The 21,634-nt window shown below is 56.8% G+C and carries 18 protein-coding genes, 1 tRNA gene and 3 pseudogenes; 8 read left to right on the top strand and 14 right to left on the bottom strand.

From position 1 onward, the window contains the following. Positions 1-34 precede the first annotated feature (34 nt). Positions 35-544 (bottom strand): DNA repair protein RadC, encoded by a 510-nt coding sequence (gene radC, locus N7607_RS10590; protein ID WP_279866877.1) that lies wholly within the window; start codon positions 542-544, stop codon positions 35-37. A 300-nt stretch (positions 545-844) separates the two neighbouring features. On the opposite strand from radC, the pseudogene N7607_RS10585 reads away from it, so the two are divergent. Beyond that, a pseudogene (locus tag N7607_RS10585) lies at positions 845-931 on the top strand (integrase); the annotation flags it as partial. 84 nt (positions 932-1,015) lie between these two features. On the opposite strand, the gene N7607_RS10580 reads toward N7607_RS10585, so the two are convergent. The 4 genes from N7607_RS10580 to N7607_RS10565 form a co-directional block, all read right to left on the bottom strand. Then, complete coding sequence (locus N7607_RS10580; protein ID WP_279866879.1) at positions 1,016-3,298, bottom strand: 3'-5' exonuclease; 2,283 nt, start codon at positions 3,296-3,298, stop codon at positions 1,016-1,018. Between the two features lie 530 nt (positions 3,299-3,828). Then, entirely contained in the window at positions 3,829-5,025 is a 1,197-nt protein-coding gene (locus N7607_RS10575; protein ID WP_279866881.1) for a type II toxin-antitoxin system HipA family toxin, read from the bottom strand. Continuing rightward, positions 5,025-5,276 carry a helix-turn-helix transcriptional regulator gene (locus N7607_RS10570; RefSeq protein WP_125853032.1) on the bottom strand — a complete coding sequence of 84 codons (252 nt, stop codon included), beginning with the start codon at positions 5,274-5,276 and terminating at the stop codon, positions 5,025-5,027. Before N7607_RS10570 ends, N7607_RS10575 begins: the two co-directional genes overlap by 1 nt. A 113-nt stretch (positions 5,277-5,389) precedes the next feature. Continuing rightward, positions 5,390-6,685: a hypothetical protein gene (locus tag N7607_RS10565; protein WP_279866884.1), complete on the bottom strand. Its 1,296-nt coding sequence runs from the start codon at positions 6,683-6,685 to the stop codon at positions 5,390-5,392. 444 nt (positions 6,686-7,129) lie between these two features. Here N7607_RS10565 and N7607_RS23085 point away from each other — a divergent pair. Further along, positions 7,130-7,309, top strand: a pseudogene (locus N7607_RS23085) (site-specific integrase); the annotation flags it as partial. Between the two features lie 129 nt (positions 7,310-7,438). On the opposite strand, the gene istB reads toward N7607_RS23085, so the two are convergent. From istB to N7607_RS10545, 3 genes are all read right to left on the bottom strand, one after another. Then, a complete protein-coding gene (gene istB / locus N7607_RS10555; protein WP_165680988.1) occupies positions 7,439-8,179 on the bottom strand; it encodes an IS21-like element helper ATPase IstB in 741 nt (246 codons plus the stop codon). After that, positions 8,176-9,774 (bottom strand): IS21 family transposase, encoded by a 1,599-nt coding sequence (gene istA, locus N7607_RS10550; RefSeq protein ID WP_279866886.1) that lies wholly within the window; start codon positions 9,772-9,774, stop codon positions 8,176-8,178. Before istA ends, istB begins: the two co-directional genes overlap by 4 nt. 219 nt (positions 9,775-9,993) lie before the next feature. Beyond that, positions 9,994-10,260 carry a hypothetical protein gene (locus N7607_RS10545; RefSeq protein ID WP_279866888.1) on the bottom strand — a complete coding sequence of 89 codons (267 nt, stop codon included), beginning with the start codon at positions 10,258-10,260 and terminating at the stop codon, positions 9,994-9,996. Between the two features lie 246 nt (positions 10,261-10,506). On the opposite strand from N7607_RS10545, the gene N7607_RS10540 reads away from it, so the two are divergent. The 4 genes from N7607_RS10540 to vsr all read left to right on the top strand — a co-directional run bounded on the left by N7607_RS10540 (position 10,507) and on the right by vsr (position 14,571). Further along, positions 10,507-11,409, top strand: coding sequence for a hypothetical protein (locus N7607_RS10540; protein WP_279866889.1), 903 nt, complete (start codon positions 10,507-10,509; stop codon positions 11,407-11,409). A 119-nt stretch (positions 11,410-11,528) separates the two neighbouring features. Further along, a complete protein-coding gene (locus N7607_RS10535) occupies positions 11,529-12,140 on the top strand; it encodes a hypothetical protein (RefSeq protein ID WP_279866891.1) in 612 nt (203 codons plus the stop codon). A 53-nt stretch (positions 12,141-12,193) separates the two neighbouring features. Continuing rightward, positions 12,194-14,146 carry an ATP-binding protein gene (locus N7607_RS10530; protein ID WP_279866892.1) on the top strand — a complete coding sequence of 651 codons (1,953 nt, stop codon included), beginning with the start codon at positions 12,194-12,196 and terminating at the stop codon, positions 14,144-14,146. Next, positions 14,143-14,571 carry a DNA mismatch endonuclease Vsr gene (gene vsr, locus N7607_RS10525; RefSeq protein WP_279866893.1) on the top strand — a complete coding sequence of 143 codons (429 nt, stop codon included), beginning with the start codon at positions 14,143-14,145 and terminating at the stop codon, positions 14,569-14,571. The genes N7607_RS10530 and vsr overlap by 4 nt, the downstream gene beginning before the upstream one ends. Here vsr and N7607_RS10520 read toward each other — a convergent pair. Both N7607_RS10520 and N7607_RS10515 read right to left on the bottom strand, forming a co-directional pair. Next, positions 14,516-15,577, bottom strand: a complete 1,062-nt coding sequence (locus N7607_RS10520) for a DNA cytosine methyltransferase (RefSeq protein ID WP_279866894.1) — start codon at positions 15,575-15,577, stop codon at positions 14,516-14,518. The genes vsr and N7607_RS10520 overlap by 56 nt on opposite strands. A 15-nt stretch (positions 15,578-15,592) precedes the next feature. Further along, positions 15,593-15,955 (bottom strand): hypothetical protein, encoded by a 363-nt coding sequence (locus N7607_RS10515; protein WP_279866896.1) that lies wholly within the window; start codon positions 15,953-15,955, stop codon positions 15,593-15,595. 206 nt (positions 15,956-16,161) lie between these two features. Between N7607_RS10515 and N7607_RS10510 the strand changes: the two genes are divergently transcribed. Both N7607_RS10510 and N7607_RS10505 read left to right on the top strand, forming a co-directional pair. Continuing rightward, on the top strand, positions 16,162-16,686 hold the full coding sequence (locus N7607_RS10510; protein ID WP_279866898.1) for a hypothetical protein: 525 nt from the start codon (positions 16,162-16,164) through the stop codon (positions 16,684-16,686). Between the two features lie 644 nt (positions 16,687-17,330). After that, positions 17,331-18,352 (top strand): annotated as a pseudogene (locus N7607_RS10505) (tyrosine-type recombinase/integrase); the annotation flags it as partial. Positions 18,353-18,424: 72 nt separating this feature from the next. Here the strand turns inward: N7607_RS10505 and N7607_RS10500 are convergent. From N7607_RS10500 to pheT, 4 genes are all read right to left on the bottom strand, one after another. After that, a tRNA-Pro gene (locus N7607_RS10500) sits at positions 18,425-18,501 on the bottom strand. An 82-nt stretch (positions 18,502-18,583) separates the two neighbouring features. Beyond that, a complete protein-coding gene (locus N7607_RS10495) occupies positions 18,584-18,940 on the bottom strand; it encodes a MerR family transcriptional regulator (RefSeq protein WP_043310659.1) in 357 nt (118 codons plus the stop codon). Beyond that, positions 18,921-19,223: an integration host factor subunit alpha gene (ihfA, locus tag N7607_RS10490; protein ID WP_002553164.1), complete on the bottom strand. Its 303-nt coding sequence runs from the start codon at positions 19,221-19,223 to the stop codon at positions 18,921-18,923. The genes N7607_RS10495 and ihfA overlap by 20 nt, the downstream gene beginning before the upstream one ends. Before the next feature lie 3 nt (positions 19,224-19,226). Beyond that, on the bottom strand, positions 19,227-21,605 hold the full coding sequence (pheT, locus tag N7607_RS10485) for a phenylalanine--tRNA ligase subunit beta (protein ID WP_279866899.1): 2,379 nt from the start codon (positions 21,603-21,605) through the stop codon (positions 19,227-19,229). Positions 21,606-21,634 lie beyond the last annotated feature (29 nt).

Here is a 21,634-nt window from a genome sequence, read left to right as displayed (position 1 = left end):
ACGCAGCAAAAAAGGGGGCCGAGGCCCCCTGCAGTCAGAGCAGCCCCTTCTCCGCGAATGATGCTGTCGCCTCGCCACCCACGATGATGTGATCCAGCGTGCGCACATCCAACAGTGCCAGAGCCTCCTTGAGGCGCTGGGTCAGCACCTTGTCGGCCTGACTCGGCTCTGGATTTCCGCTCGGATGGTTGTGCGAGAAAATCACCGCCGCTGCATTGACTCGCAATGCCTCCTTCACCACTTCGCGCGGATACACCGCCGCCGCATCAATGGTGCCACGGAACAACTCCACGTACTCGAGCAGCCGATGCTGGCTGTCGAGGAATAGCGCCGCGAACACCTCTTGCTCGAAACCAGCCAGTTTGGTGCGCAGGTAGTCCTTGACCAGCTCCGGCGACGTGAACAACGCTCCACGCTGGTATTTCTGGTCGATCACCTGGCGCGCCATGTTCAGGATCTGATCTGCAGACGCAGGCAGGTAGCGCCCCTGTGCATCACGCACCAGCAGCATGGCATCGAACGAGGAAAAGGAAAGTTGCGACATGGTCGTGCTCCGGTTGCTCGGGCGGCATTGCCCGGAACCGGCGTCAGCACGGCGCAGCGCAGCTGTCAGGGGTCACCGACGGCCGCTAGGACGCCAGCGTGCAAGACACGCGCAGCCCTTGACGGCGAGAACGCCGTGATACGGTAAAGGGAACAGCAAGACCGCCCCACTCCACCCATGCCACGGATCGGCAAGCGGAGCGCGCAGGTCCTCATGGGCCGTAGTTTTCAGGGATCGCTTGTCTCGAGCGATTAGTGGCGACGCAGGCTGATAGTCGTCCTCATCTATGACAGCGATCAGGGTTATACGAAGCTGGAGAGCACCGTTCGATACTTCGGGATTGAGGTAGATGACGCTTTGGAGATGGCGGAGCAGACGGAAGTGTGACCATGAAATGCATAGCGACGGCCATAGCCAGGCCGTCGCTAACCGGCCAAGAGCTGTTATTTGCTGCTATCCAACAGTTTGATTCTAAACGTGTTCAGCTAGCGAGGTAACGGTACCACCTTCAAACTTCAGCAGGTCACACCAAGGCTGAATGGTGTTGAGCGCTTCGACGGGCGACAGATTAGCGTTTGAGATGTAGCTGATATGAAGCTGGTCACGGGCTCGGGTCATCGCAACATATAGCTTGGCAACATCTCCTGCGTCCGTCGCCTCCTGCGGGCGAGTGTTTGAGACCGTTTCAGAGACGCTTGCAAGGAATACCGTACCAAACTCCAAACCCTTGGCGCTTTCAATGGTAGATACACGTACCCCTGGAGAGTCGATTGAGGCCTTGATATCAGCACACGGTATATCAATGCTCTGCATAGCCTTGATCGCGTCGTCTCGGAAGCCTCGAGACCTAGATATAAGGCACACGTCGTCGAGAGCCTTGTCACCGTGAATCTCTTTGATTTTTTTGATAGCTGAAACGACATAGCCCAGTTCTTCCTCTTTCCCTTTACACCTGACGAGGCTAGGGCGTTCACCTCGGCGAACAGCAAAGTCAGGTGCGAGAGGCTTCTGCTGCGAGTCTTCATCAATGTCCGAGAACTCGTAGTTGATGATCAGCGCATACGCTGCCTGAAGGATTTCCTTGGTATTGCGGTAGTTCTTCTTGAAGACGCTAGCCCGGTGAAGAGTGATGCCAAGCGTCTTTAGCGAAAAGCCTCGTTTGTAGATGGTCTGTGCGCCATCCCCCACCAAGAATAGGCCGTCTGGCGCCGCCTTCAGCAGATCACCTCCAGCAGTCCGGATTAAGGACAGCATGTGGATTTCGTTCTGGCTAAGATCCTGAACCTCATCAGCCAGAACGGTACGCCATCGCTTGCTGCTCTTGTCACCCTGAGTTTCCAGTAAGGTGACGGCTTCCTGCACTATGCCCTCGAAGTCCGGCGCACCGCGCTGAGCAATAAGTTCCTCGTATGCTTGGAGGCCTTGCATAACTTGTTTGCGGGCAGTTTCAGCTAACGCTTTGCCTCGGCCTACCCGTCTGAACGATGACAATGCATAGGTTGAGTAGCTGGCAGGTAGCAGTCGGGTGCGGATGTAACTCAGCTCTTCTCGCAAGAATTGCTTGAGTAACGCGTTCTGACCAAGCGCATGCGTACCAGTTCTGAACTCCGGCACAGCCTGGATGACCGCAGCCATCGCTTCATTAGTGTAAGACTCCACTGGCCAACAGGTTGAACCCGGGTCCAGGTCATGGACAAGATCGCGTGCCAAGGCCTGAATAGTCGTGACATGAATCAGGGCTCGTTCGGGGCCACATAGGGCTGTTACAAGCGAAGTCAGTAGCTTACGCATGCTGTCCGTCAGTGTTACCACCAACACAGGCTCACCGTACTTCTTGGCCAGAAACTGAGCACGGTGCACCAGAACACAGGTTTTTCCGCTTCCGGATACCCCTCTTAGGCGCGAAGGGCCTGCAAGGTCAGCGTGCGCAATCTTCCTCTGCTCAGGGTGCAGGTACAGCATCCATTCTTCCCTGTTGGACGGGGCAGGCATCTCCTCCTCTTCCTTCCAAGTGTAAAAAGTTTCGGCATTGATTGGAGAGTTGACAGCTTCTAGGAGCTCCGCAGCTGTCACTTCATGAGCTTGGCTGGCGTCCAGTCGCAGTCGTTGAAGGGCTCCTTCAATGTCACCGTGATCGGCCATAGTCAGAATATCCGCGGCCAGCACAGCCGACTCGAAACCGTGCTGCTTTTCGACCATATCGAGGATGCTGTTTGCAGACTCACCCCAGTCGTTTTTAGTTACACGCAGCAGCATCTGGCTGATCTCATGACTAAGCATGGAGCCTTTGAAGTCTTCTGCCGTGAACGTGGAAAGCAGAGGCTCGTCCAAGACATGCTCGGGGGTGTCCAGAGAAAGATCGATGACTGGTGGTCGGAGTGGCTCTTCTGCACTCGATACTTGAATGAAATCTATCTTGCCATCGGAGTCCTTGCGCACCCATTTGTACCCCCGGTGCAGAGCTAGCCAAGTATCGGACTCAGCATGCGACCCGACAAATAGCATGATAAGAAAATCTTCAGTACCTACCTTGTTGCGCTGGAGAACTAGACGGTAGCCATCGCCAAGCTCGTACTTCTCGCAGTCGAGGCGCGATTCACCATGATTGGTGCGCTCTAGGCGGATCTGGTCGTTCAGGTTTGCTTGGGTGCAAGCAGCTTCCGCGCGTTGAGCTGCCAGTTTGCCAACTCGGTCAGACTTACTGAGCTCTCGCAGCATTTTCCGGAATGAGCGCGGGATGATGACTTGTGGCATATCCTTCCTTGATGAGTTGACATGGCTGCCTGAACGCCCGTTGCCTTAGCGTGAGGCGACAACCCAGAATCATGGCATAAGCTGGCAGCTTGCGGACAGCAACTGCCAGTTAGCTACACATCACCATTGGTAGCCGAAAGTCCCCCGCCTTTATGCAGGGGCACGCAATAGCTTCACACACTGGTATCGCGCAACACTTTCATGCAGACAGAGTGCTCAGTCAGTACGTGGGTTCTTACCACGGTTCGCTGCGATGGTTTGAACCAGTGATCAGCCACAAACCATCGGGGACAGATCACGATATTGATGCGGGCAGCAAGTGACTGCTTCTGGCCGCTCTCTGCCTGCCGTGCCTACCCCGCCCGAACGGTACGGAACTAGTTTAAGAAATCGGGAAAACCGTCACTCCCAGTGACTCATCCCCCATCACGAGAAACCATCTCAATGCGACGTGCCGAACTCATATCCCACTCAGTTGCCAGTGCGTCTGCAACCCAAGACACCGATGCCATTCCGAACCTGAACGCACGCTAGCCGAAGGTTTTCATAAACGGCTCAGCAGACTGGCGGATTGCAGCGGCCACATTCGGAGCCTGCTCGCACAGCTCGATCGAGCAGGCCAACACGCGCTCCAGGGCTTGCAACTGCTCGCGAATGACCTCCTCCGGCCAGGCCACATCACACGCCTTGGCGAACTCCAGCAGCCCCTGTCGCGACGCGAATAATGATTTGTTGCCGACCAGATCCAGTGCCAATACGTCCTCCGGAATGTAGGCCGTGGTGTTGACGATGTCGTAGGCCGGCGCCAGCCGCGCATCGCGCTGCGTAGGGTCGGAATACAGCAGCCCGAAGTTCTTCAGGTGGGCGTCACCGTTCCCGACGATGCAGCTCAGGCTAACCATGGCAAATAACTGCGCCAGTGAGCCCTGCACCTGCTCCGGCGGACAGAACAGGCGGATGGCCTTGGCGATGGCCGAATAGCTCTTGCTGTACTTCTGCTCCGCAGCCAGTCCCATCAGTGCGGCCATATCTTCGAAGCCGATGGGATCGAGTTGTTCGTCCCGGTCGAAGCGGCGCATGACGAACAGCTTGGTGTTATCGGACAGGTAGAACTCCGGCACCGCAATCCCAGCCTCCCTGGCTACGGACATGCAGAGGAACTCATTGATCGCCAACCCCGGAAACTCGTCCCGTCCGCTCTTGATGATCAGGTCGGAGGTCTTCGAGGTAAAACGCTGTGGCGCGGCGTCCTGCTGCTCTGGCACCAGTACCTTGGGCTGCACGCCCGATATCCCGGCGCGCAAAATGTAACGATCCACCAGGCCGGCAAAAATGTCCTCAGCACCATCCCAGGCCAGGATTTCCCCCAGTATTTCCCCGGGGAACTGCTGGCGCCGCAAGAGCGCATCGACCTCATGTGAGCTAACGGCTACCCGCCCGATAGGCGAGCTGCTGCCAGAGAGCGCCAGCAGCAACATGGGATCGACATTCACCACCTTGGCCAGGCGGTTGCGCAGCTGCTCCAAGACGTACCCTTCCGGCAGGTTCATCTGGAAAATCGGGTGCAGCTCCCGGTGGCGGTATTCATCCAGGCGCACGGGCATCAGCAAACTGATCGCTGCCTGCGCTTTGGCCTCTTCGTGGTAGCGGAATAGGTAGTCCCCGGCGGAGCTGAGGATCCTCCCGCTCTCGCCCTCTGGCGTTGCCACCTGCAGCACGGCTGTCATCAGTCGAACACTCCCTGGATCTCATCCAACGTGGGCATGGCCGCAGACACCAATGCGAACTCACAGTCCAGGGCTCCTAGCACTCGCGCATAGGCCGTCATGCCCACCGACAAGTCGCCCCTCTCGATGGCGATGACCTTCTGCCGGGTGATGCCCGCCAAGGCAGCCAGCTTGGCCTGGGTCAGGCCGCGATTCAGGCGGCGCTGCCGAATCTGCTCGCCAAGACGCCTCGTGATCAGGGAATAATCCATGTTCTGTATACGTAACAAATTAGATTAAATGTAACGTATACCTAACCCACAAAAAAATCAAAGTGGATTAGACCAGCCATACTTGAGCAGCAAATCCGACTTGCACTTATGCCTCACCGCTCTTCTGGCCCTCGCCATTTCATCAACATGCCAAGCGTATCCATCTCCCCAACAAGATCCCTGGCAATGGCCAGGCGCCCCAGCAACACCTCCCTCTCCTCGCTCGTTCTCGACAAGGCCTCGTCCTCGGCCTCGCGGAAGAATGCCTGTATCCGCCGCGCGTCATCCCAGGCACGAATGGCCTCAAGCAGCTCTTGCCGGGCTTCTGACCTGGCCTTTTCCTGGCGCTCCCGCTCCCACCGCTCCTCCAATCGCCTCCGCTCTTCTTCCCATTCCTGCCTTCGGATCGCAGCCTGGCGCTCACCCTCCTCGACTAGGCCAGCAATAGTGGTCGCCGCCTTTGTCAGGTAGTCGACTATGTCGTCCAGTTGCCCCCGAAGCTCGCGCGCCTTGGCCTCTGGCCAGCGATGCACCCAATCCGCGACTGGATAAGGACTGAATGCCTGGAGGCACAATCGCCCGGTGGCGAACTGCTTGTGCGTGGTCCAACTCCAACTGGGCATCGGACGACGTCGCTCGGCAGCCGGCAGCTTGCCAAGAGGGATGTACTCCCCCTCGACGTACCGCGCCTCTAGCTCCTCGGTCATCTCGAAAAGAGTCAGGCCGATAGCGACGGAGCCCACGAAGACAACAGTCGCCTTGGAGGGATGCCAAAGGCTCGGATAACGATTGTTAACCGTCTTCCCGGGCTTCTCCCTTTCCTCAACGGAAGCGCGGGAATAGGTGCGATCGCTCGGCGCGAGCATGACCCGATATCCAGCGGCCTCCAGCCTGAGGAACAGGGCATTGGCCATATCCAGCGCATCGTCGAGCATCGGCCCCGATACCACTACATCCACCAGGCGCCTCTGCGAAGGCTTCAGGTAGCCGCTGTCGATCACCTTTCCCTTGGTAAAAAGGTCTCGTACACCGCTGACCAAAGGATGGCGCGCTGAGCGCGAAATACGTGGCCGCGGACGGGCAACCTGGCTCTCCGGCGGCTTGGGAAGCGGATACCTCGCCGGCCCTGGGGCATCGCCTCTTCGCCATATCAAATGGTCTCCCGGGCGTGCGTCAGGCAAGGGTACCTGGGGACTTGGCTTGCCATGTTCGAGCTTTGCCCAGTGGCCGCGCGGCGGGCGCGGCACGTTCATGGAGGTGCAGACCCTCGCCATGAAGCTCGACGAAACCTCATAGCGCTCGGCCACCCTGAGCATAGGGTGGCGCCATACCTCATCGTAGAGCGCCTCCCGGGACACCTGCCCGGGCGGATCATCGCAATCCATAGCATCCGTCGGAACTGAGTTCACCCACAATCCTCCTGTCGCCCAAGTCTCATATGCCATCAATGCCCGCGTCGCCTGTCCACTCGTGGCTTCCCCTTTGCTTGGACACGCAGTAAATCGCCACAACGGGTTGCCCTTCATCTGGTCTGCCTTGAGCATGACACCGTCATGCCAAGAGGCAGATGCCATGTCAGACGCCAGCAGGCAACCCCTGCCCAACCGGCTTTCTTGCCCACCACGCGTTATCCGGGCCGGGGCGGCGCCCGCTTATCTCGGGATGTGCAGGGATGAGTTCAACAAGACCGTACGCCCATATGTCCGCGAATTTCGCATAGGCCTACAAGGCATCGGCTTTGATCGCGAGGAACTGGACGCCTGGGTAGACGACTACATCGAACGAGCGGTTATTGAAAAGAACGGTGCCCAGGGACAAGATCGATTCCGCAGCGAGCGCCAAGGAGAAAAACCATGGCGCGAAAAACCATCACTGGCCTCTACGAGAGAAACGGAATCTGGCATGTCGACAAGGTCGTCAGAGGTCAGCGACTTCAAGAAAGCACTGGAACAAGCAACCGGGAGGAAGCAGAACAGTACCTGATACACCGGCTCGAGAAGCTGCGAGAAGAGAAGGTCTACGGTATTCGCCGAATCAGTGCGAAATTGCTTCTGACCTGACCGGCTGATCGCATCAGCCTTGACCAGTGATTGCATTCGATCTGACCAGCAATTGCATGTCAGTTGACCACCCTGCCCAAGGGCAGGGTGAATACCATCAAGTCAGCTTTTTTTGGCCCTGACCTTGCGCATCGACTCTCCCTTGAGCTGAACGATGTGTGATTTGTGAATAATCCGATCCAAGATGGCGTCGGCAATCGTCGGGTCTGCGAACAGCTCGTACCACTTTTCCTGTGGGTACTGGCTGGTTATCAGCAGGGAGCCGTTGCGTGACTGCTGGTCAATGATTTCCAGCAGCATTGGGCCAAGTTGCGCCGAGATGCCACCAATGCCTAGATCATCGATGATCAGCAATTGCGTTCTAACCAGCTGCCGGCGCAGCTTAGGCAAGGTGTTGTCAGCATGGGACAGCAGAATGTCTTCAAATAGTTGAGTGGCGGTGCGGTAGTAGGTCATAAACCCCTGCCGGCAAGCTTGATTACCAAACGCACAAGCCAGCCAGGTCTTGCCCGTGCCAGTCGCACCGGTGAGAAGCAGGTTTTGTCGGCGACGCAGCCACTCGCACTGTGCCAGGTTCATCACCACACTACGATCCAGTCCACGGCTCACCTTGTAGTCGACATCCTCTAGGGTTGCCTGGCTTTCACGCAATCTCGCCAGCCTCATCAAACGCTCGATTTTTCGAGCTTCGCGTGAGCTGTATTCGGCATCCAGCATCAGGCCCAGCCGCACTTCGAAAGTCTCTTGCTGCAGCTGCGGTTGGTGCAGCTGGTTCTCGTATGAGCGGGCCATGCCATGAAGACCCAAGTCGATAAGTCGATGAGGGGTATTGATGTGGCTCATGCGTTTTCCCCCGACTGGGTAGAGTAGTAGGCAGCACCTCGAATATTCGTGTGCTCGACAGCAGCGGATGGCAGACAGTGCTCGCGCTTTAGATCAGCCTCATTGCGCAGAATGGCTCGTAATCGGGTAAAACTGAGGGTGCCTAGTTTGAGCGCATAGGCGCAGGCCGACTCCAATCGTGCTGTCGATATCTGATCCTTGCGCTGCAGATGCCGCAGGCTGGCCATGGCTCTCATGCCAGTAGCGAATTGCTGTCGCTCATCCAAATTCCGCCGAACGAAGGCATGTGTCGCCGACCCAACCTGCTCAGCCCAGGCAAGCAGAGCCTCTGGCTGCTCCTCTTGGTAGCTGCGGTGACTAGGAGCGAGATGTTCTTGCAGGGTACTCATCCCCGAAGAGTTGCTCAGGCGATGCGTGGCGATGACTCGGCGCTGGTAAACGACCTCTAGCCAGTCGGTATTGATCCTCAGATCCACCAACTGATGAGCGTATTGATAAGGTACTGAGTAATGGTGCTGCTCGTATTCGATGTGATAGTCGGGGCCTACGCGCAGTTGGTAACGCCATTGATGAAAATCGTAGCGGCGCTCTGGTAAAGCTCCGAGCGCAGGAAGATCCAGCTCTTGCAAGCGGGCCATCCGACTCTTGAGATAGGTACGGGTCGTACGCTGATTAAGTAACGCCATCCAATACCCCAGCTGCCCGTTCAACTCCTCAAGGGAGAAGAAGGTGCAATGGCGAAGGCGGGCCAGCACCCAACGCTGCACGATCTGCACGCCCACTTCGGCCAGGGACTTGTCTTGGGGCTTACGCGGTCGAGCAGGCAGAATGTTGAAACCGTAATATTCGGCCAGCTCGGAGTACGCCCGGTTCAGATGTAGCTGGTCGCGCTGCGACTTGATGACGGCGGCCTTGAGGTTGTCCGGCACGACAAAGCGCGGCACACCACCCAGATGCTCAAGTGCCTGTACATGGCAATGCAACCAGTCACGTGTTGTCTGGCTAGAAACAGCGATGGCGTACAGGTAGCCAGAACACCCCAGCGTGGCGACGAACACCTGCGCCCGCCGAATCTGCCCCGAGGACTGGTCGACAATGGGCATGGTTCGACCGCAGAAATCGACGAACAGCTTGTCCCCCGGCACATGCACCTGTCGCATGCTGAGTTTTTGTTTCTTCACCCAAGCTCGGTAGTGGCGTGTGAACTGACTGTATGACACGCCATCCGGTTGCTGCTCTCGGAACTCCTGCCAGAGCAGTTCAAGGGTCATATCCGGGCGGCATAGCTGCTCATGCACCTCGTGCCATGCCGGAGCTGCCTTACGGGGAGCGCCCGTGGCAGACCCGATTTGTAGGCGACGGGTAAATGAGGCGTCATCCAGCTCCTCAAGGCTGCCCCAGGCTTCTCCGGTCAGAGCCAAGTGGTTTCGTAGAACGCGTACCGTATTGTGTGAAACGCCGACCAGGTGACCGATCATGCGGTTGGATAGGTCGGGATGACTAAGTAAACGTACGATCTCGCGCTGCTTCTCAATAGGTGTTCTCATGGTGCTCCCTAGTGACAGGCGCAGGCAGGCCTCGCTTGTCACGATCATGCTCTATCAAGGATGAATGGGCAGGCAGCTGACTTGACGTCGGCTGAAAGAGAGACACAGAATGCAGGGGTCAGGCGTTGCGACAACTGACTTCCCGCAAAAAGCCCAGGGCTCCACCCCTGGGCTTTTTGCATCTCCGGTACCTGCGCGGCTCTGCGATCAGGTATGGCTCATACGATGCCCTCCGCTATTGGTCATGGTTTGCATCTCGGGTCGTCCTCACAAGCCCTCGCTGGGTGCGCTCATACGCTGTCGGGCAATCCAAGTTGCCACGTCCTTAGCCAAGGCGAATCGTCCGCGGCGATTCTGCACTTCAAACACCGGCAAATCCAAAGTGCCTCGGATCATCGCCTGGCGAAAGGCGTTGGGTGAACGAAAACCGAGCTCTCGCCACAAATCCTTGCTTCCCAACATCACCCCATAGCGGGTCGTCAGTTGCTGTTCCAGTTCGGTGGCGAGGGTCAGGAAATCGGTCAGTGTGGGCATGGTACGCGCCGTGTCGTCTTGTCACTCACCATGGTAGAGAAGCCGTCTGGATTGAACGAGCCGTAAGATCAGGGGTATTTTTTACTGTATCTACCGCTTACCGACCCCACCCAAATGTCTGATGCTCAAAGGGTTATTCGGCTCTACCTGGATTTCGTATCCGGTGCACGGGAATACGTGAACCAGGACCCTCCCTCTTGGCACGAGCCAGTAAGGAGCCTACGAATCAGGTATTGGTATGAAACGTTGCGTCAGCGCACCGCGCTAAATACGGCCTACCAAATGGAGCAGTACTTCGAGCCAAAATCCTTCGCGAGAGATACCTCTGGCTCCATCCAGCACTACAAGAACAAATGGATTCGTTACGAGCAGGGCCGCCATCTTCCGCAAGCCGAATTGCTGAGGAGCGTCGAAGAGAAGGTCCCGGGCTCGACACGAGAGCTCCGTCACCCGTTATGGTCTGTGCTTGATCTCGGCAACAGCCAGGTCATGCGTGGGGATGCCTTCCTTCGCCAACTGACCCCGGCGGTTCAGGATGTACTGTTTCAGCCTGCCCAGTCCGGTGTGCTGAGATATGAGACTCGATGTCCTGTCACACCACTACTACTGGAGAAACTGGAACGCCGGGCCTCTCTAGATGTACTTGCCTGCTTGGTCTGGCTGCGACGGGACGCAGCAGAGAGGCAGAGCGAAGCAGCCGTACGTATTGGGCATACCTTGCATAACGTGGTGACAATGATGGGCATAGAGCTCCATGCCCTTAAAGTCGCGCTTCCGCTGCTGCGGCAGCTCATTGATCACGTTTTGCCTCTAGGGGTCCCACCCCACCACCGAATGTGGATGATCCCTAGTGACTACATTCATGCCTCCAGCTATCTCAATCGTATTGCTTACCAAATACCGAAAGGTCGGCAGCAGGAGCTAGCTTGGGGCACGCGGGTCAAGATCATGCAGCAGTTACTACAAGGAAAATTTGGCTTTGATGTTCGCTATGCCATGAGTCCGCAGTTCAAGCTCGACGGCAGTACCGGAGAGGTGTCGGCCGAGATAATTGAGACGCACGCCCGAGCCGGCCGCCAGCGCGAATGGGGTTGGGAGTGTATTCGAACAGGCAAGCGTGGGTGGCTGCCGCCGGATGACCTGCTATAGCGCGAATGACCTCAGGTGCTTGCTGTCGGGGCATCCCGTTCGGCATAGTCTGATTATTTACTCGGAGCCAAAGCTTGCTAGAAAGCAAGCGAGTCCGTTAGGAGAGCAAAGGATGTGCAATGGATTTTATTAGTCGCCACTCTTGGGCTGTGCTTGGCGCCATTTCCCTTCTTCTTCTAGTTCTAATACTTGTTTTTGGGCTTGGAGCTGCTGTGGGAGCCAGCAACTCCTATAGCGCATTCGTTAATACTCTAATTCCACTGTTATCGATGGTCGGTTCGTGGCTTTCCGGGATCGGAGCCCTAGCTGCTGCAATAGTCTCACTCTGGCTGGCAAATAAGTCTAGCCGCGAAGATGTCGAGGACTGTGAGGTTGATTATCGATGGCTATATGGGCGATTTGTTCTTGAGGCGATATCTCAGGGGAAAAGACCTATAACTATTACCGGTGCCGCCGTTAAATTTTCTAATAAATTTTGCAAATTAGAAGTCGACTCCAAAGGTTCTAGCCCGAGACTTCCCGCAACCCTGCACTACGGTCAAAATGTAGAAATACAGCTTTACTACGAAGATACATTTAGAAAGCTAGAATGGTTCTTCAGGGAGTATGAAGTAACACCGAGCTCGGAAGTTTATTTGGTTGTGTTTTCCACGATGTACACATATGAGGAGCTGCTTTCGGCGGAGACTCTTAAAAGCTTAATTGATGAGACGTCTCGCTACTCTAAGTGATGCGGCAGGTTGGTGGCTTGTAATTTTCGGTAAAGCATGGATGGAGATGCCTTATGACCTCGCCTTATGCAATGACAATTGATCTTAATGTTCTTGATCATCTTGGAATTAATCTTTATAGCAACGTCGCGGCTGTGCTGACCGAAATCGTCGCAAATGCCTGGGATGCCGATGCGATCCAAGTCACTATTGACTACGACTCTTCCAAGCAAGAGATCACCATCTCTGATGATGGAATTGGCATGACCATTGATGATATGAACGAAAAATTCCTCAAGGTCGGATATCGACGCAGAGTCAAGGAAAAGACTACGACTGATCGTGGTCGTCATGTCATGGGGCGAAAAGGCCTGGGCAAGCTATCACTATTCTCAATCGCCGATAATGTTCGTGTTGAATCCTTTAAGGATGGTCAGCAACATGGATTAACAATGTCAGTTGAGAGAATCCGACAGGCTATAAATGATCATCAGAGTCGGTATGTGCCCGATGCAGTTCCAAGCGATGCTCTCACAGTGGCAAAAGGAACCCGAATAGTTCTTTCACGACTTAAAAAAGGGCGAGTTCCATCGACAATGGTTGCGCTGCGGCGGCGCTTGGCACGGCGATTCACCGTTATTGGAGGGACAGATTTCAATGTCCTAATTGATGGGGACCCAGTAACTGCAATGGATCGCGACGATATCCGAGCGGTTGAGTACCTTTGGCACATCGGGACAGTGGATCCAAAGCGAACAAAGGCTGCGGCAAATCTCAAGCATGAAACCACGCTTCCCATCCGCCTAGAGGGCTGGGACTCTTCCTGGGTTGTCAGCGGTTGGATCGGCACAGCCGTTAAGCCGAAAATGCTAGTAGATGCGGAAGGCAACAATCTCAACTCTATTGTGCTCATGGCACACGGCAGGCTCATCCAGGAAAATATTCTCGACAATATAAATGATGGCCGTCTTTATACGAAATATCTAACCGGCCAGCTGGAAGCGGACTTCCTTGATTTCGATAATGATGACGATATAGCCACCAGTGACCGGCAACGAATTCAGGAGAGTGATCCTCGGGCAGCTGCGATGGCCGCCTATTTAAAATCAGTCTTGGCAAAAATAGAACCGCAATGGGCAAAGTGGCGAAGAGACGCTGGAGCAGATGAAGTGGCGCAAGAGCATCCCGTAATCAAGGAGTGGTTCGACTCTATTGATGAGGGTTATCGGGAACAGGCAAAAGCACTCCTGGCGAAAGTTCATAGTTTGCCGATTGACAATGCCGATGATAAAAAGATGATTTTGCGCGATAGCATTATGGCCTTTGAGCGCCTGAAGCTTCGCGGCACAGTGCATGAATTAATCAATGCGGTTGATATTGGCGCGGACAAGCTGATTCCTTTGATTGCTCAGCGCGATACGCTTGAAGCTACTTTGTATAGAGATATCATAAAATCTCGAATTGAGGTGATTCGTGTATTCAATAAGCTTGTAGATGATGATGAAAAAGAGAAGGCTTTGCAGCAGCATCTTTTTGATCATATGTGGCTGCTAGATCCGACGTGGGAGCGGGCAGATGGCTCGGAGCTTATTGAGACACGCCTAATGGAAGAAGGGGTCATCGTTGATGATCTGACGAAGAAAGAGGCTCTAGGTCGGGTTGATATTAAATATAGAACGGTTCTAGGGACTCACATTATCGTTGAGTTAAAGCGTGCACACCGGCAGATGAAAACTATCGAACTGCAAGAGCAAGGTTTTCTATATGTCGATAAGTTGACCAAGATTTTAGCTGCCAAAGGTGAGCTGAATCCTAAGATTGAGGTCGTGTTCGTAATAGGTCCGCCATTACCTGACCAAATAACCAACCCTCAGAGGGTGGCGAACATGCTCGAGGCAGTCTCACCAGGCTCGCGCATTGTCCACTTCGATAAGCTTATCGACAGCGCACTGCGGGCATATCAAGCATATATCGATAGCAACAAGAAACTAGACCGTATCGATAAGGTCGTCGAACAGTTGGCATGACCAGGTCTCGGGGGGATTTGATGCGCGCCGTTAGGCGCGCAGACACGAAGCCCGAGCTGAGAGTGCGAAGAGTTCTTCATGCTCTGGGGCTTCGTTTCCGACTCCATCGAAAATCTCTGCCGGGCTCACCGGATGTAGTATTACCAAAGCACCGGACGGTGATATTCGTGCATGGCTGCTTCTGGCACCGCCACCCAGGTTGCCGTTACGCTAGCACGCCCAAAACTCGCCAAGAGTTCTGGCTTCCCAAGTTCGAAGCCAACATTCAGCGAGATGCCAGAAAAGAAGCCCAGCTACGTGAGCTGGGCTGGCGAGTATTGGTCGTCTGGGAGTGCGAGACCCGTAGGCTTCCCGATCTGGAGAAGCGATTTAGGCGGGAATTTCCCGTTGCCGCCTCTGCTCATACTCCGCCACATGACGCATGAGGCTTTCACCAATCACCTCACCGAGCCGGACAGGCACTGCGTTACCTATCATCCGCCCGACTGCTTTGAAGGTGATTTTCTCTGGCGGCATGAACTCATAGTTTCGCGGGAAGGACTGGAGAATAGCTGCTTCGCGTAAAGAGAGTGCTCGAGCTTGCTCATAGTGGCCGAAGCGGCCATTGCCAAAGCCATAGCAGAGCGTAGTCATCGTAGGGCTCGGTTCATCTCTTTTCATTCGGCCGTAGACACTAGGGTAGGTCTTACCGCTGGCCTTGCGATGACACTCTGCAACTAAGTGCGGAGGCCAATCCCGCCAGGTACCACCCTCGCGAGAATTTAAAATCCGTTGCAGGTTGATCGGCGTCAGGGTAGCCGAGCGATGCATTGGATCGCTGGGGTCACACTCACCTGCGGCGATGCGAGGCAGATCATCAATCATCTCCATAACTGTGACCGGGGCATCCCGATGAGTGGGCTCAATGAGCTCAATCGGGCCAAGCTTGGAGGCCAACAGAACATGGCGACGACGGTGCTGAGGTAAGCCGTACTCGACACACGCGACTCGCTTGGCCCACACCTCATACCCCTGCTTTTTGAGGTTCTTCACGAAGTCGCCATAGACTTTGTGCTTGGTCACATCTGGAACGTTTTCCATCGTGACCAGCTCCGGCTTGACCTGGCGAATAAGGCGAGCGAAATGGTAGAGCAGAGGCCATTTGCTGTCCGAGCTGGTGTCCTTGCCTTGGTTGTAGGACGAGAACGGCTGACAGGGCGCGCAGCCAGCTAGAAGGCGGTAGCGACCCTCTGTCTTCGGATACCAAGAGCTCAGTTCTTCCCTGCTGACCTTCCTAACATCCCGAGCTACGAATGTAGCTTGGTTGTTGACTTCATAGGCGTACTTACACTGGGCCTCAATGTCGTAGCCGGCATGGACGCGGATTCCAGCGTTACGCATGCCTGCGGTCAGGCCGCCGGCACCACAGAAGAGGTCAACTGCATCAATCATGGGGTAGGTCTTCTTTCAAGCGAGGCGCATTTTAGTCATGCGAGGCTTCAAGTCCAGCGATGGTTGCCTTGGGTTGGCCCACCCATCCTGTATGCGGAACATGACTTCGTCCTTCAGGAGCACAGTGCTTGGGTACTCGGCAATCCGGTAGCCCAAGAAGCTGGCGACATCCAACTCTCTATACACAACCACGTCCACTTCCCAGACGAATAGGCCGTGCTCGGTTTCGAGTTCGAATGGAATGCTGATCTCTAGCGAATCGCTCATGGAGCGCTCGTCGTAGACAGACTCTTGCTGTTCGATACCCTCAGCGAGCAGAGGATACTCCTGGCCGTCAATCACATAGCTGCCGTCAGTGCAGATTTCAATCCAGTACATTTATAGTCATCCATGGCATTCGTTTACGAGATCATCGATCACGTGACGCATCACGTCAATCATCGCCGCCATCCCAGCTGTCGGCAGATTGAACCGACTTTCATCGTGAGCCAACCATGCTATTACCGCGAGAAGAATTCCAAGGAGTCTGTCCGGACATCAATCGTCTAGAGGCAGCGAGGACAGCTCTGACCCGAGCGATCGGCTTGCAACGCTCGGAACGATGGTGCTTGACCCTTTGGGGGCGCTTCATCCGAATGCGGGATGGCTACCGCTGCGTGCATTGCGAGTCGAGGCAAAAGATCCAAGCGCACCACATTTTTCGTCGAACCACATACCCTGATGGAAAGTATGAGCTGGGCAACGGCATCACTCTGTGTCACGAATGTCACAAATCGCTGCATGCGCCATTCAATCGGCGGCCACTAGAGGGTGAGCCGCTCAACGAGCGCGGCGGCGATGATCAGGATGAAATGGCTTATCTCTACGGTCGCCTTGAGGTCGACGCCGATGATCGGGGGCTTGATAAGGAGCGCTTCTATTTCATAAGCGACCCGATGTTGGAGTTTTTCATAGCGATGCAGGGTTACGAGCCGCTTCTCCAAGATGTACAGGCAGGAACGACGAGCCGCCTACATTTTGCACATGCCATATGGTGGAGCATGCCTGAGAAATTCTATGAGGCTGTGTATGGCCAGATCCTGAGCGCTGTATTCGCTAGCAGGCAGTAGGTGGTTGCCGCCCTCAGAGCGTCATCTACCCGGCTAGCCTATGTGTTACGCTCAGACTTCGCACCGGCTCACGAGGCTGCCCAAATGAGCAGATATCATCAGTCAGATAGCAGCTTTGCCGAGATCATTGAGGGTAAGGCTCGCCGACGTGAAGAGCTAATGAAAGCTATCCGAGAGGCAGATCCCGCGGTCTTGGCCGAAGCAGCTGAGCGCCTCAGGGAGGCTATGCGCAAGAGAAACCCCAGCCAGGGCCGCCAACGGCTAGGCCGCCCTGCTTTCGCCAAGTGATTCAGGCATGCGCCGCACTGCACTAGCCCAATGCTTCAGCCGCGTGCATCAGGACGGCCGCTGAGCCGTTTTTGCCGATTACTGCTCCTCGCGTTTTCAAGTCACTACCAGAGTGCAGTGGCTCATGCCTGTAACTCGCCCTCCTTAAGTCTCACAGCTGCACTTTCAGCAGCCAATCGCCGGACGTATAGCAGGCGCGCGCGTGCCAGCTCCAGTTCGTTGATGCCCCCCCCGATACTGGCATTTGGCGGGGATTCGGTCTCCCCCAGTCACGATCCCAAATGGTATCGGTCAGGTCTTATGCAACTGGCTGGTCAGATCGAATGCAACTGACTGGTCAGCTCAATGCAATTGCGCAAATCAGGAGCTGGCGAGAAGCCGCCACACGCTACCTGGTGGAATACAAGGACATGCCGTCGATCGGCCTGGCCGCCATCTACCTTGAGCAGTTGGATCCCTACATCGGCAACCTACCGCTCATGCACGTCGATGACGAGTCGCTTGCCCCGTACATCAAGGACAAACTGAAGCCGGGCAGGACATCGACCGGCAAGGTGAAGCCTGGAGTAACCCAAGGACGGTGAACATCGCCCTGGAGAGGGTCATCCGCATTCTCAACCTGTGCGCCCGGAAATGGCGTGACGAAGAGAAACGACCCTGGCTGGACACGGTACCGATGATCAGCAAGCTGGACGAGAAGCGATCGAGGCGAACGCCCTACCCGCTTTCGTGGGAAGAGCAATCGCTGCTGTTCTCGGAACTGCCGGACCACCTGCGGCGAATGGCGCTCTACAAGGTCAACTGCGGCTCTCGGGAGCAGGAGGTGGTCAAGCTGAGGTGGGACTGGGAGATCCCGGTACCGGAACTCGATACCAGCGTCTTCCTGATTCCGTCGGATTTTGGAGGCAGGGACAAGGGATCGGGCGTGAAGAATGGAGAGGAACGGCTGGTCGTGCTGAACGCGGTGGCCAAGTCGGCCATCGAGGGGCAGCGCGGCCTGGATCCGGTCTGGGTATTCCCGTATGGGATGCCCGACAGGAACGGCAAGGCGACGCCGGTTCATCGCATGAACGATTCGGCCTGGAAGAAGGCACGGATCCGGGCGGCGAAGAAGTACCAGGAACGCTTCCTGCGACCGGCACCGAAGGGATTCGCCTCGATCCGTGTTCACGACCTGAAGCACACCTTCGGGAGAAGGCTCCGGGCAGCGGGTGTTACCGAGGAAGACAGGCGGGCCCTGCTGGGCCACAAGAACGGCAGCATCACCAGTCACTACTCGGCGGCGGAGCTGGGAAAACTGATCGATGAGGCCAACAAGATATCGGCGACGGACTCGCGAGGGCCGGCGCTGACGATACTGAGGAGGAAGGCAGGATGAAAAGTCCCGCAAAAGTCCCTGAAACGAAAAAGGCCAGCTCATCTCTGAACTGGCCTAAGTCGTGGAGTTATTTGGTCGGGACGGAGTGATTCGAACACTCGACCCCTTGCACCCCATGCAAGTGCGCTACCGGGCTGCGCTACGCCCCGACGATGCTTCCGTGTTACCGGAAGCGGGGAGGACTTTACAATAAGCTGCTGAATTGTGGAAGTTTTTTTTACCGCTAGGGGCTTACTTGCGAAGCACCAGCAGAACATCCTCGAGCTCGGCAATCATCTGCCGGATCAGCTGCTTGTACTGGGTGGTATCGTCCTTGGCTTCGTCGCCGGAAAGACGCTGACGCGCGCCGCCGATGGTGAAGCCCTGGTCGTACAGAAGCGCTCGGATCTGGCGGATCATCAACACATCTTGGCGCTGATAGTAGCGACGGTTACCCCGCCGCTTCACCGGATTGAGCTGAGGAAACTCCTGCTCCCAGTAACGCAAAACATGAGGCTTGACGGCACAGAGGTCGCTGACTTCGCCGATGGTGAAGTAGCGTTTGCCAGGGATAGGCGGCAGCTCGTCGTTATGACTTGGTTCCAGCATATGCCTCTACTCTGGCCTTCAATTTCTGGCCCGGACGAAAGGTGACAACACGGCGAGCCGTGATCGGGATTTCTTCGCCTGTTTTGGGATTGCGGCCCGGGCGCTGACGTTTGTCGCGCAGGTCAAAATTGCCGAAACCGGACAATTTGACCTGTTCGTTGTCTTCCAGCGCGTGGCGAATTTCCTCGAAAAACAGCTCCACCAACTCCTTGGCTTCCCGCTTATTCAGGCCAAGCTCTTCATACAGACGTTCCGCCATCTCAGCTTTCGTCAGAGCCCCCATACGCTACTTCCTTAACGTGGCGTTGAACCTTTCTTCCAGCGAGGTGATGATGTTTTGCGTAGTTGTATTCACCTCATCGTCGTTAAGAGTGCGCGATGGATGTTGCCAGGTCAAGCCAACGGCAAGGCTTTTTCTATGTGGATCAATGCCTTTACCGTGATACACGTCAAACAGTCTGAGGTCCGTCAGCCACTCGCCAGCGGCCTCGCGGATAGTAGAGAGCACGGCATCGGCCGGCTGCTCGCGATCCACCAGCAGGGCCAGGTCGCGACGCACCTCGGGGAAGCGTGACAGTTCGCTGAACGCCGGCATGCGCCCGGTGGCCACTTCGGCCAGTACCAGTTCGAAGAGGAACACCGGCTGATCCAGGCCCAGGGTCTTGGCCAGTTCCGGGTGCATTGCGCCGAGGAAACCAACCAGGCGCCCCTCCCGCTCGATACGTGCGGTCTGGCCCGGATGCAGGGCTGGATGCTCGCCCGGCACGAAGCTGAAGGCATCGGCGGCGCCGGCATAACCCAGCAGCGCTTCGACATCAGCCTTGAGATCGTAGAAGTCCACGCCCTCACGACCGTTGGCCCAGGCTTCCGGCAGGCGGCTGCCACTGATCACGCCAGCCAGCATGGCTTCCTGCTTCAGGCCTTCGAGCTGGCCAATGAAGCGCAGGCCGCTCTCGAACAGGCGCACGCGCGACTGCTGACGATTGAGGTTGTGCTCCAGCGCCTTTACCAGGCCAGGCCACAGCGAGGAACGCATGGCGGCCATGTCCGCGGAGATCGGGTTGGCCAGCTGCAGCGGCGCCACGCCCGGATTGAACAGCTCGAACAGCTTGGGATCGATGAAGCTGTAGGTGATGGCTTCCTGATAACCGCGAGCGACCAGCAGGCGACGCAGGGCCGGCAGTTCGGCACGGGCTTCGGCCTTGGCCTGCGGGGCCAGGCGAGCCTGCGGGTAACGCACCGGCAGGCGGTTGTAGCCGTACAGACGACCCAGCTCTTCGATCAGGTCCACTTCCAGGCTGATGTCGAAGCGGTGGCTCGGCACGCTGACCCGCCAGTGACCGGCGCCCTGGGCGACGGTGCTCAGACCCAGCGCATTGAGCAGGCGCTCAACCTCGGCGTCATCCATGTCCATGCTCAGCATCTGGCTGATGCGCTCGGCACGCAGGATGATCGGCGCGACGCTCGGCAGGTCGGCGGCGCTGGCCACTTCGATGATCGGACCGGCTTCGCCGCCGATGATCTCCAGCAGCAGCGCGGTGGCGCGCTCCATGGCGTTGCGCGCCAGCTGCGAGTCCACGCCGCGCTCGAAGCGGTGCGAGGAGTCGGTGTGCAGGCCATAGGAACGAGCCTTGCCGGCCACCGAGATGGTGTCGAAGAAGGCGCTTTCCAGGAACAGGTCGCGGGTCTTGTCGCTGACGCCGCTGTGCTCGCCACCCATCACGCCAGCGATAGCCAAGGCGCGGTTGTGGTCGGCGATCACCAGGGTATCGGCACGCAGGCTGACTTCCTGGCCGTCCAGCAGGACCAGCTTCTCGCCCTCTTCCGCCATGCGTACGCGGATGCCACCGTTGATCTCGGCGAGATCGAAGGCGTGCATCGGCTGGCCGAGTTCGAGCATCACGTAGTTGGTGATGTCGACGGCGGCGTCGATGCTGCGGATGTCGGAACGACGCAGGCGCTCGACCATCCATAGCGGGGTCGGCTTGGACAGGTCGACGTTGCGGACGACGCGGCCCAGGTAGCGCGGGCAGGCCTTGGAGGCCAGCACTTCGACCGGGCGCACTTCGTCATGCGCAGCCGCGACCGGAGCGACGGAAACCGCCGTTACCGGAGCGGCATAGATGGCGCCGACCTCGCGGGCCAGACCGGCCAGCGACAGGCAGTCGCCACGGTTCGGAGTCAGACCGATCTCGATGCTGGCATCGTCCAGGCCCAGATAGTCGCGCAGGCTCTGGCCGACCGGGGCGTCTGCCGCCAGCTCCATCAGGCCGTTGTTGTCGTCGCTGATTTGCAGCTCGGAAGCCGAGCAGAGCATGCCCTGGGACTCCACGCCGCGCAGCTTGGCCTGCTTGATCTTGAAGTCGCCCGGCAGCTCGGCGCCGATCATGGCGAAGGGGATCTTGATGCCGGCGCGGGCATTCGGTGCACCGCAGACCACCTGGAAGGTGGCGCTGCCGTTGCTGACCTGGCACACACGCAGTTTGTCGGCGTCCGGGTGCTGTTCGGCGCTGAGGATCTCGCCTACCACCACACCGCTGAACTGGCCGGCGACCGGGATCACGGCGTCTACTTCCAGGCCGACCATGGACAGGCGAGCCACCAGCTCGTCGCGCGAAACTGCCGGGTTCACCCAGCTGCGCAGCCACTGTTCACTGAATTTCATGCTGTCTGTTCTCCTTAAGCGAATTCGAT

This window comes from Pseudomonas sp. GD04019, assembly GCF_029837695.1.
GTDB lineage: Bacteria > Pseudomonadota > Gammaproteobacteria > Pseudomonadales > Pseudomonadaceae > Aquipseudomonas.
Note: the sequence above shows the minus strand (reverse complement) of the source record. Positions and strands in the feature narration are given on the sequence as shown.

Excerpts from the sequence above, each read along its gene's own strand:
- radC (WP_279866877.1), bottom strand. The coding sequence starts at position 544 with ATGTCGCAACTTTCCTTTTCCTCGTTCGATGCCATGCTGCTGGTGCGT.
- N7607_RS10580 (WP_279866879.1), bottom strand. The coding sequence starts at position 3,298 with ATGCCACAAGTCATCATCCCGCGCTCATTCCGGAAAATGCTGCGAGAG.
- N7607_RS10575 (WP_279866881.1), bottom strand. The coding sequence starts at position 5,025 with ATGACAGCCGTGCTGCAGGTGGCAACGCCAGAGGGCGAGAGCGGGAGG.
- N7607_RS10570 (WP_125853032.1), bottom strand. The coding sequence starts at position 5,276 with ATGGATTATTCCCTGATCACGAGGCGTCTTGGCGAGCAGATTCGGCAG.
- istB (WP_165680988.1), bottom strand. The coding sequence starts at position 8,179 with ATGAGCCACATCAATACCCCTCATCGACTTATCGACTTGGGTCTTCAT.
- istA (WP_279866886.1), bottom strand. The coding sequence starts at position 9,774 with ATGATCGTGACAAGCGAGGCCTGCCTGCGCCTGTCACTAGGGAGCACC.
- N7607_RS10545 (WP_279866888.1), bottom strand. The coding sequence starts at position 10,260 with ATGCCCACACTGACCGATTTCCTGACCCTCGCCACCGAACTGGAACAG.
- N7607_RS10535 (WP_279866891.1), top strand. The coding sequence starts at position 11,529 with ATGGATTTTATTAGTCGCCACTCTTGGGCTGTGCTTGGCGCCATTTCC.
- N7607_RS10530 (WP_279866892.1), top strand. The coding sequence starts at position 12,194 with ATGACCTCGCCTTATGCAATGACAATTGATCTTAATGTTCTTGATCAT.
- vsr (WP_279866893.1), top strand. The coding sequence starts at position 14,143 with ATGACCAGGTCTCGGGGGGATTTGATGCGCGCCGTTAGGCGCGCAGAC.
- N7607_RS10520 (WP_279866894.1), bottom strand. The coding sequence starts at position 15,577 with ATGATTGATGCAGTTGACCTCTTCTGTGGTGCCGGCGGCCTGACCGCA.
- N7607_RS10515 (WP_279866896.1), bottom strand. The coding sequence starts at position 15,955 with ATGTACTGGATTGAAATCTGCACTGACGGCAGCTATGTGATTGACGGC.
- N7607_RS10495 (WP_043310659.1), bottom strand. The coding sequence starts at position 18,940 with ATGCTGGAACCAAGTCATAACGACGAGCTGCCGCCTATCCCTGGCAAA.
- ihfA (WP_002553164.1), bottom strand. The coding sequence starts at position 19,223 with ATGGGGGCTCTGACGAAAGCTGAGATGGCGGAACGTCTGTATGAAGAG.
- pheT (WP_279866899.1), bottom strand. The coding sequence starts at position 21,605 with ATGAAATTCAGTGAACAGTGGCTGCGCAGCTGGGTGAACCCGGCAGTT.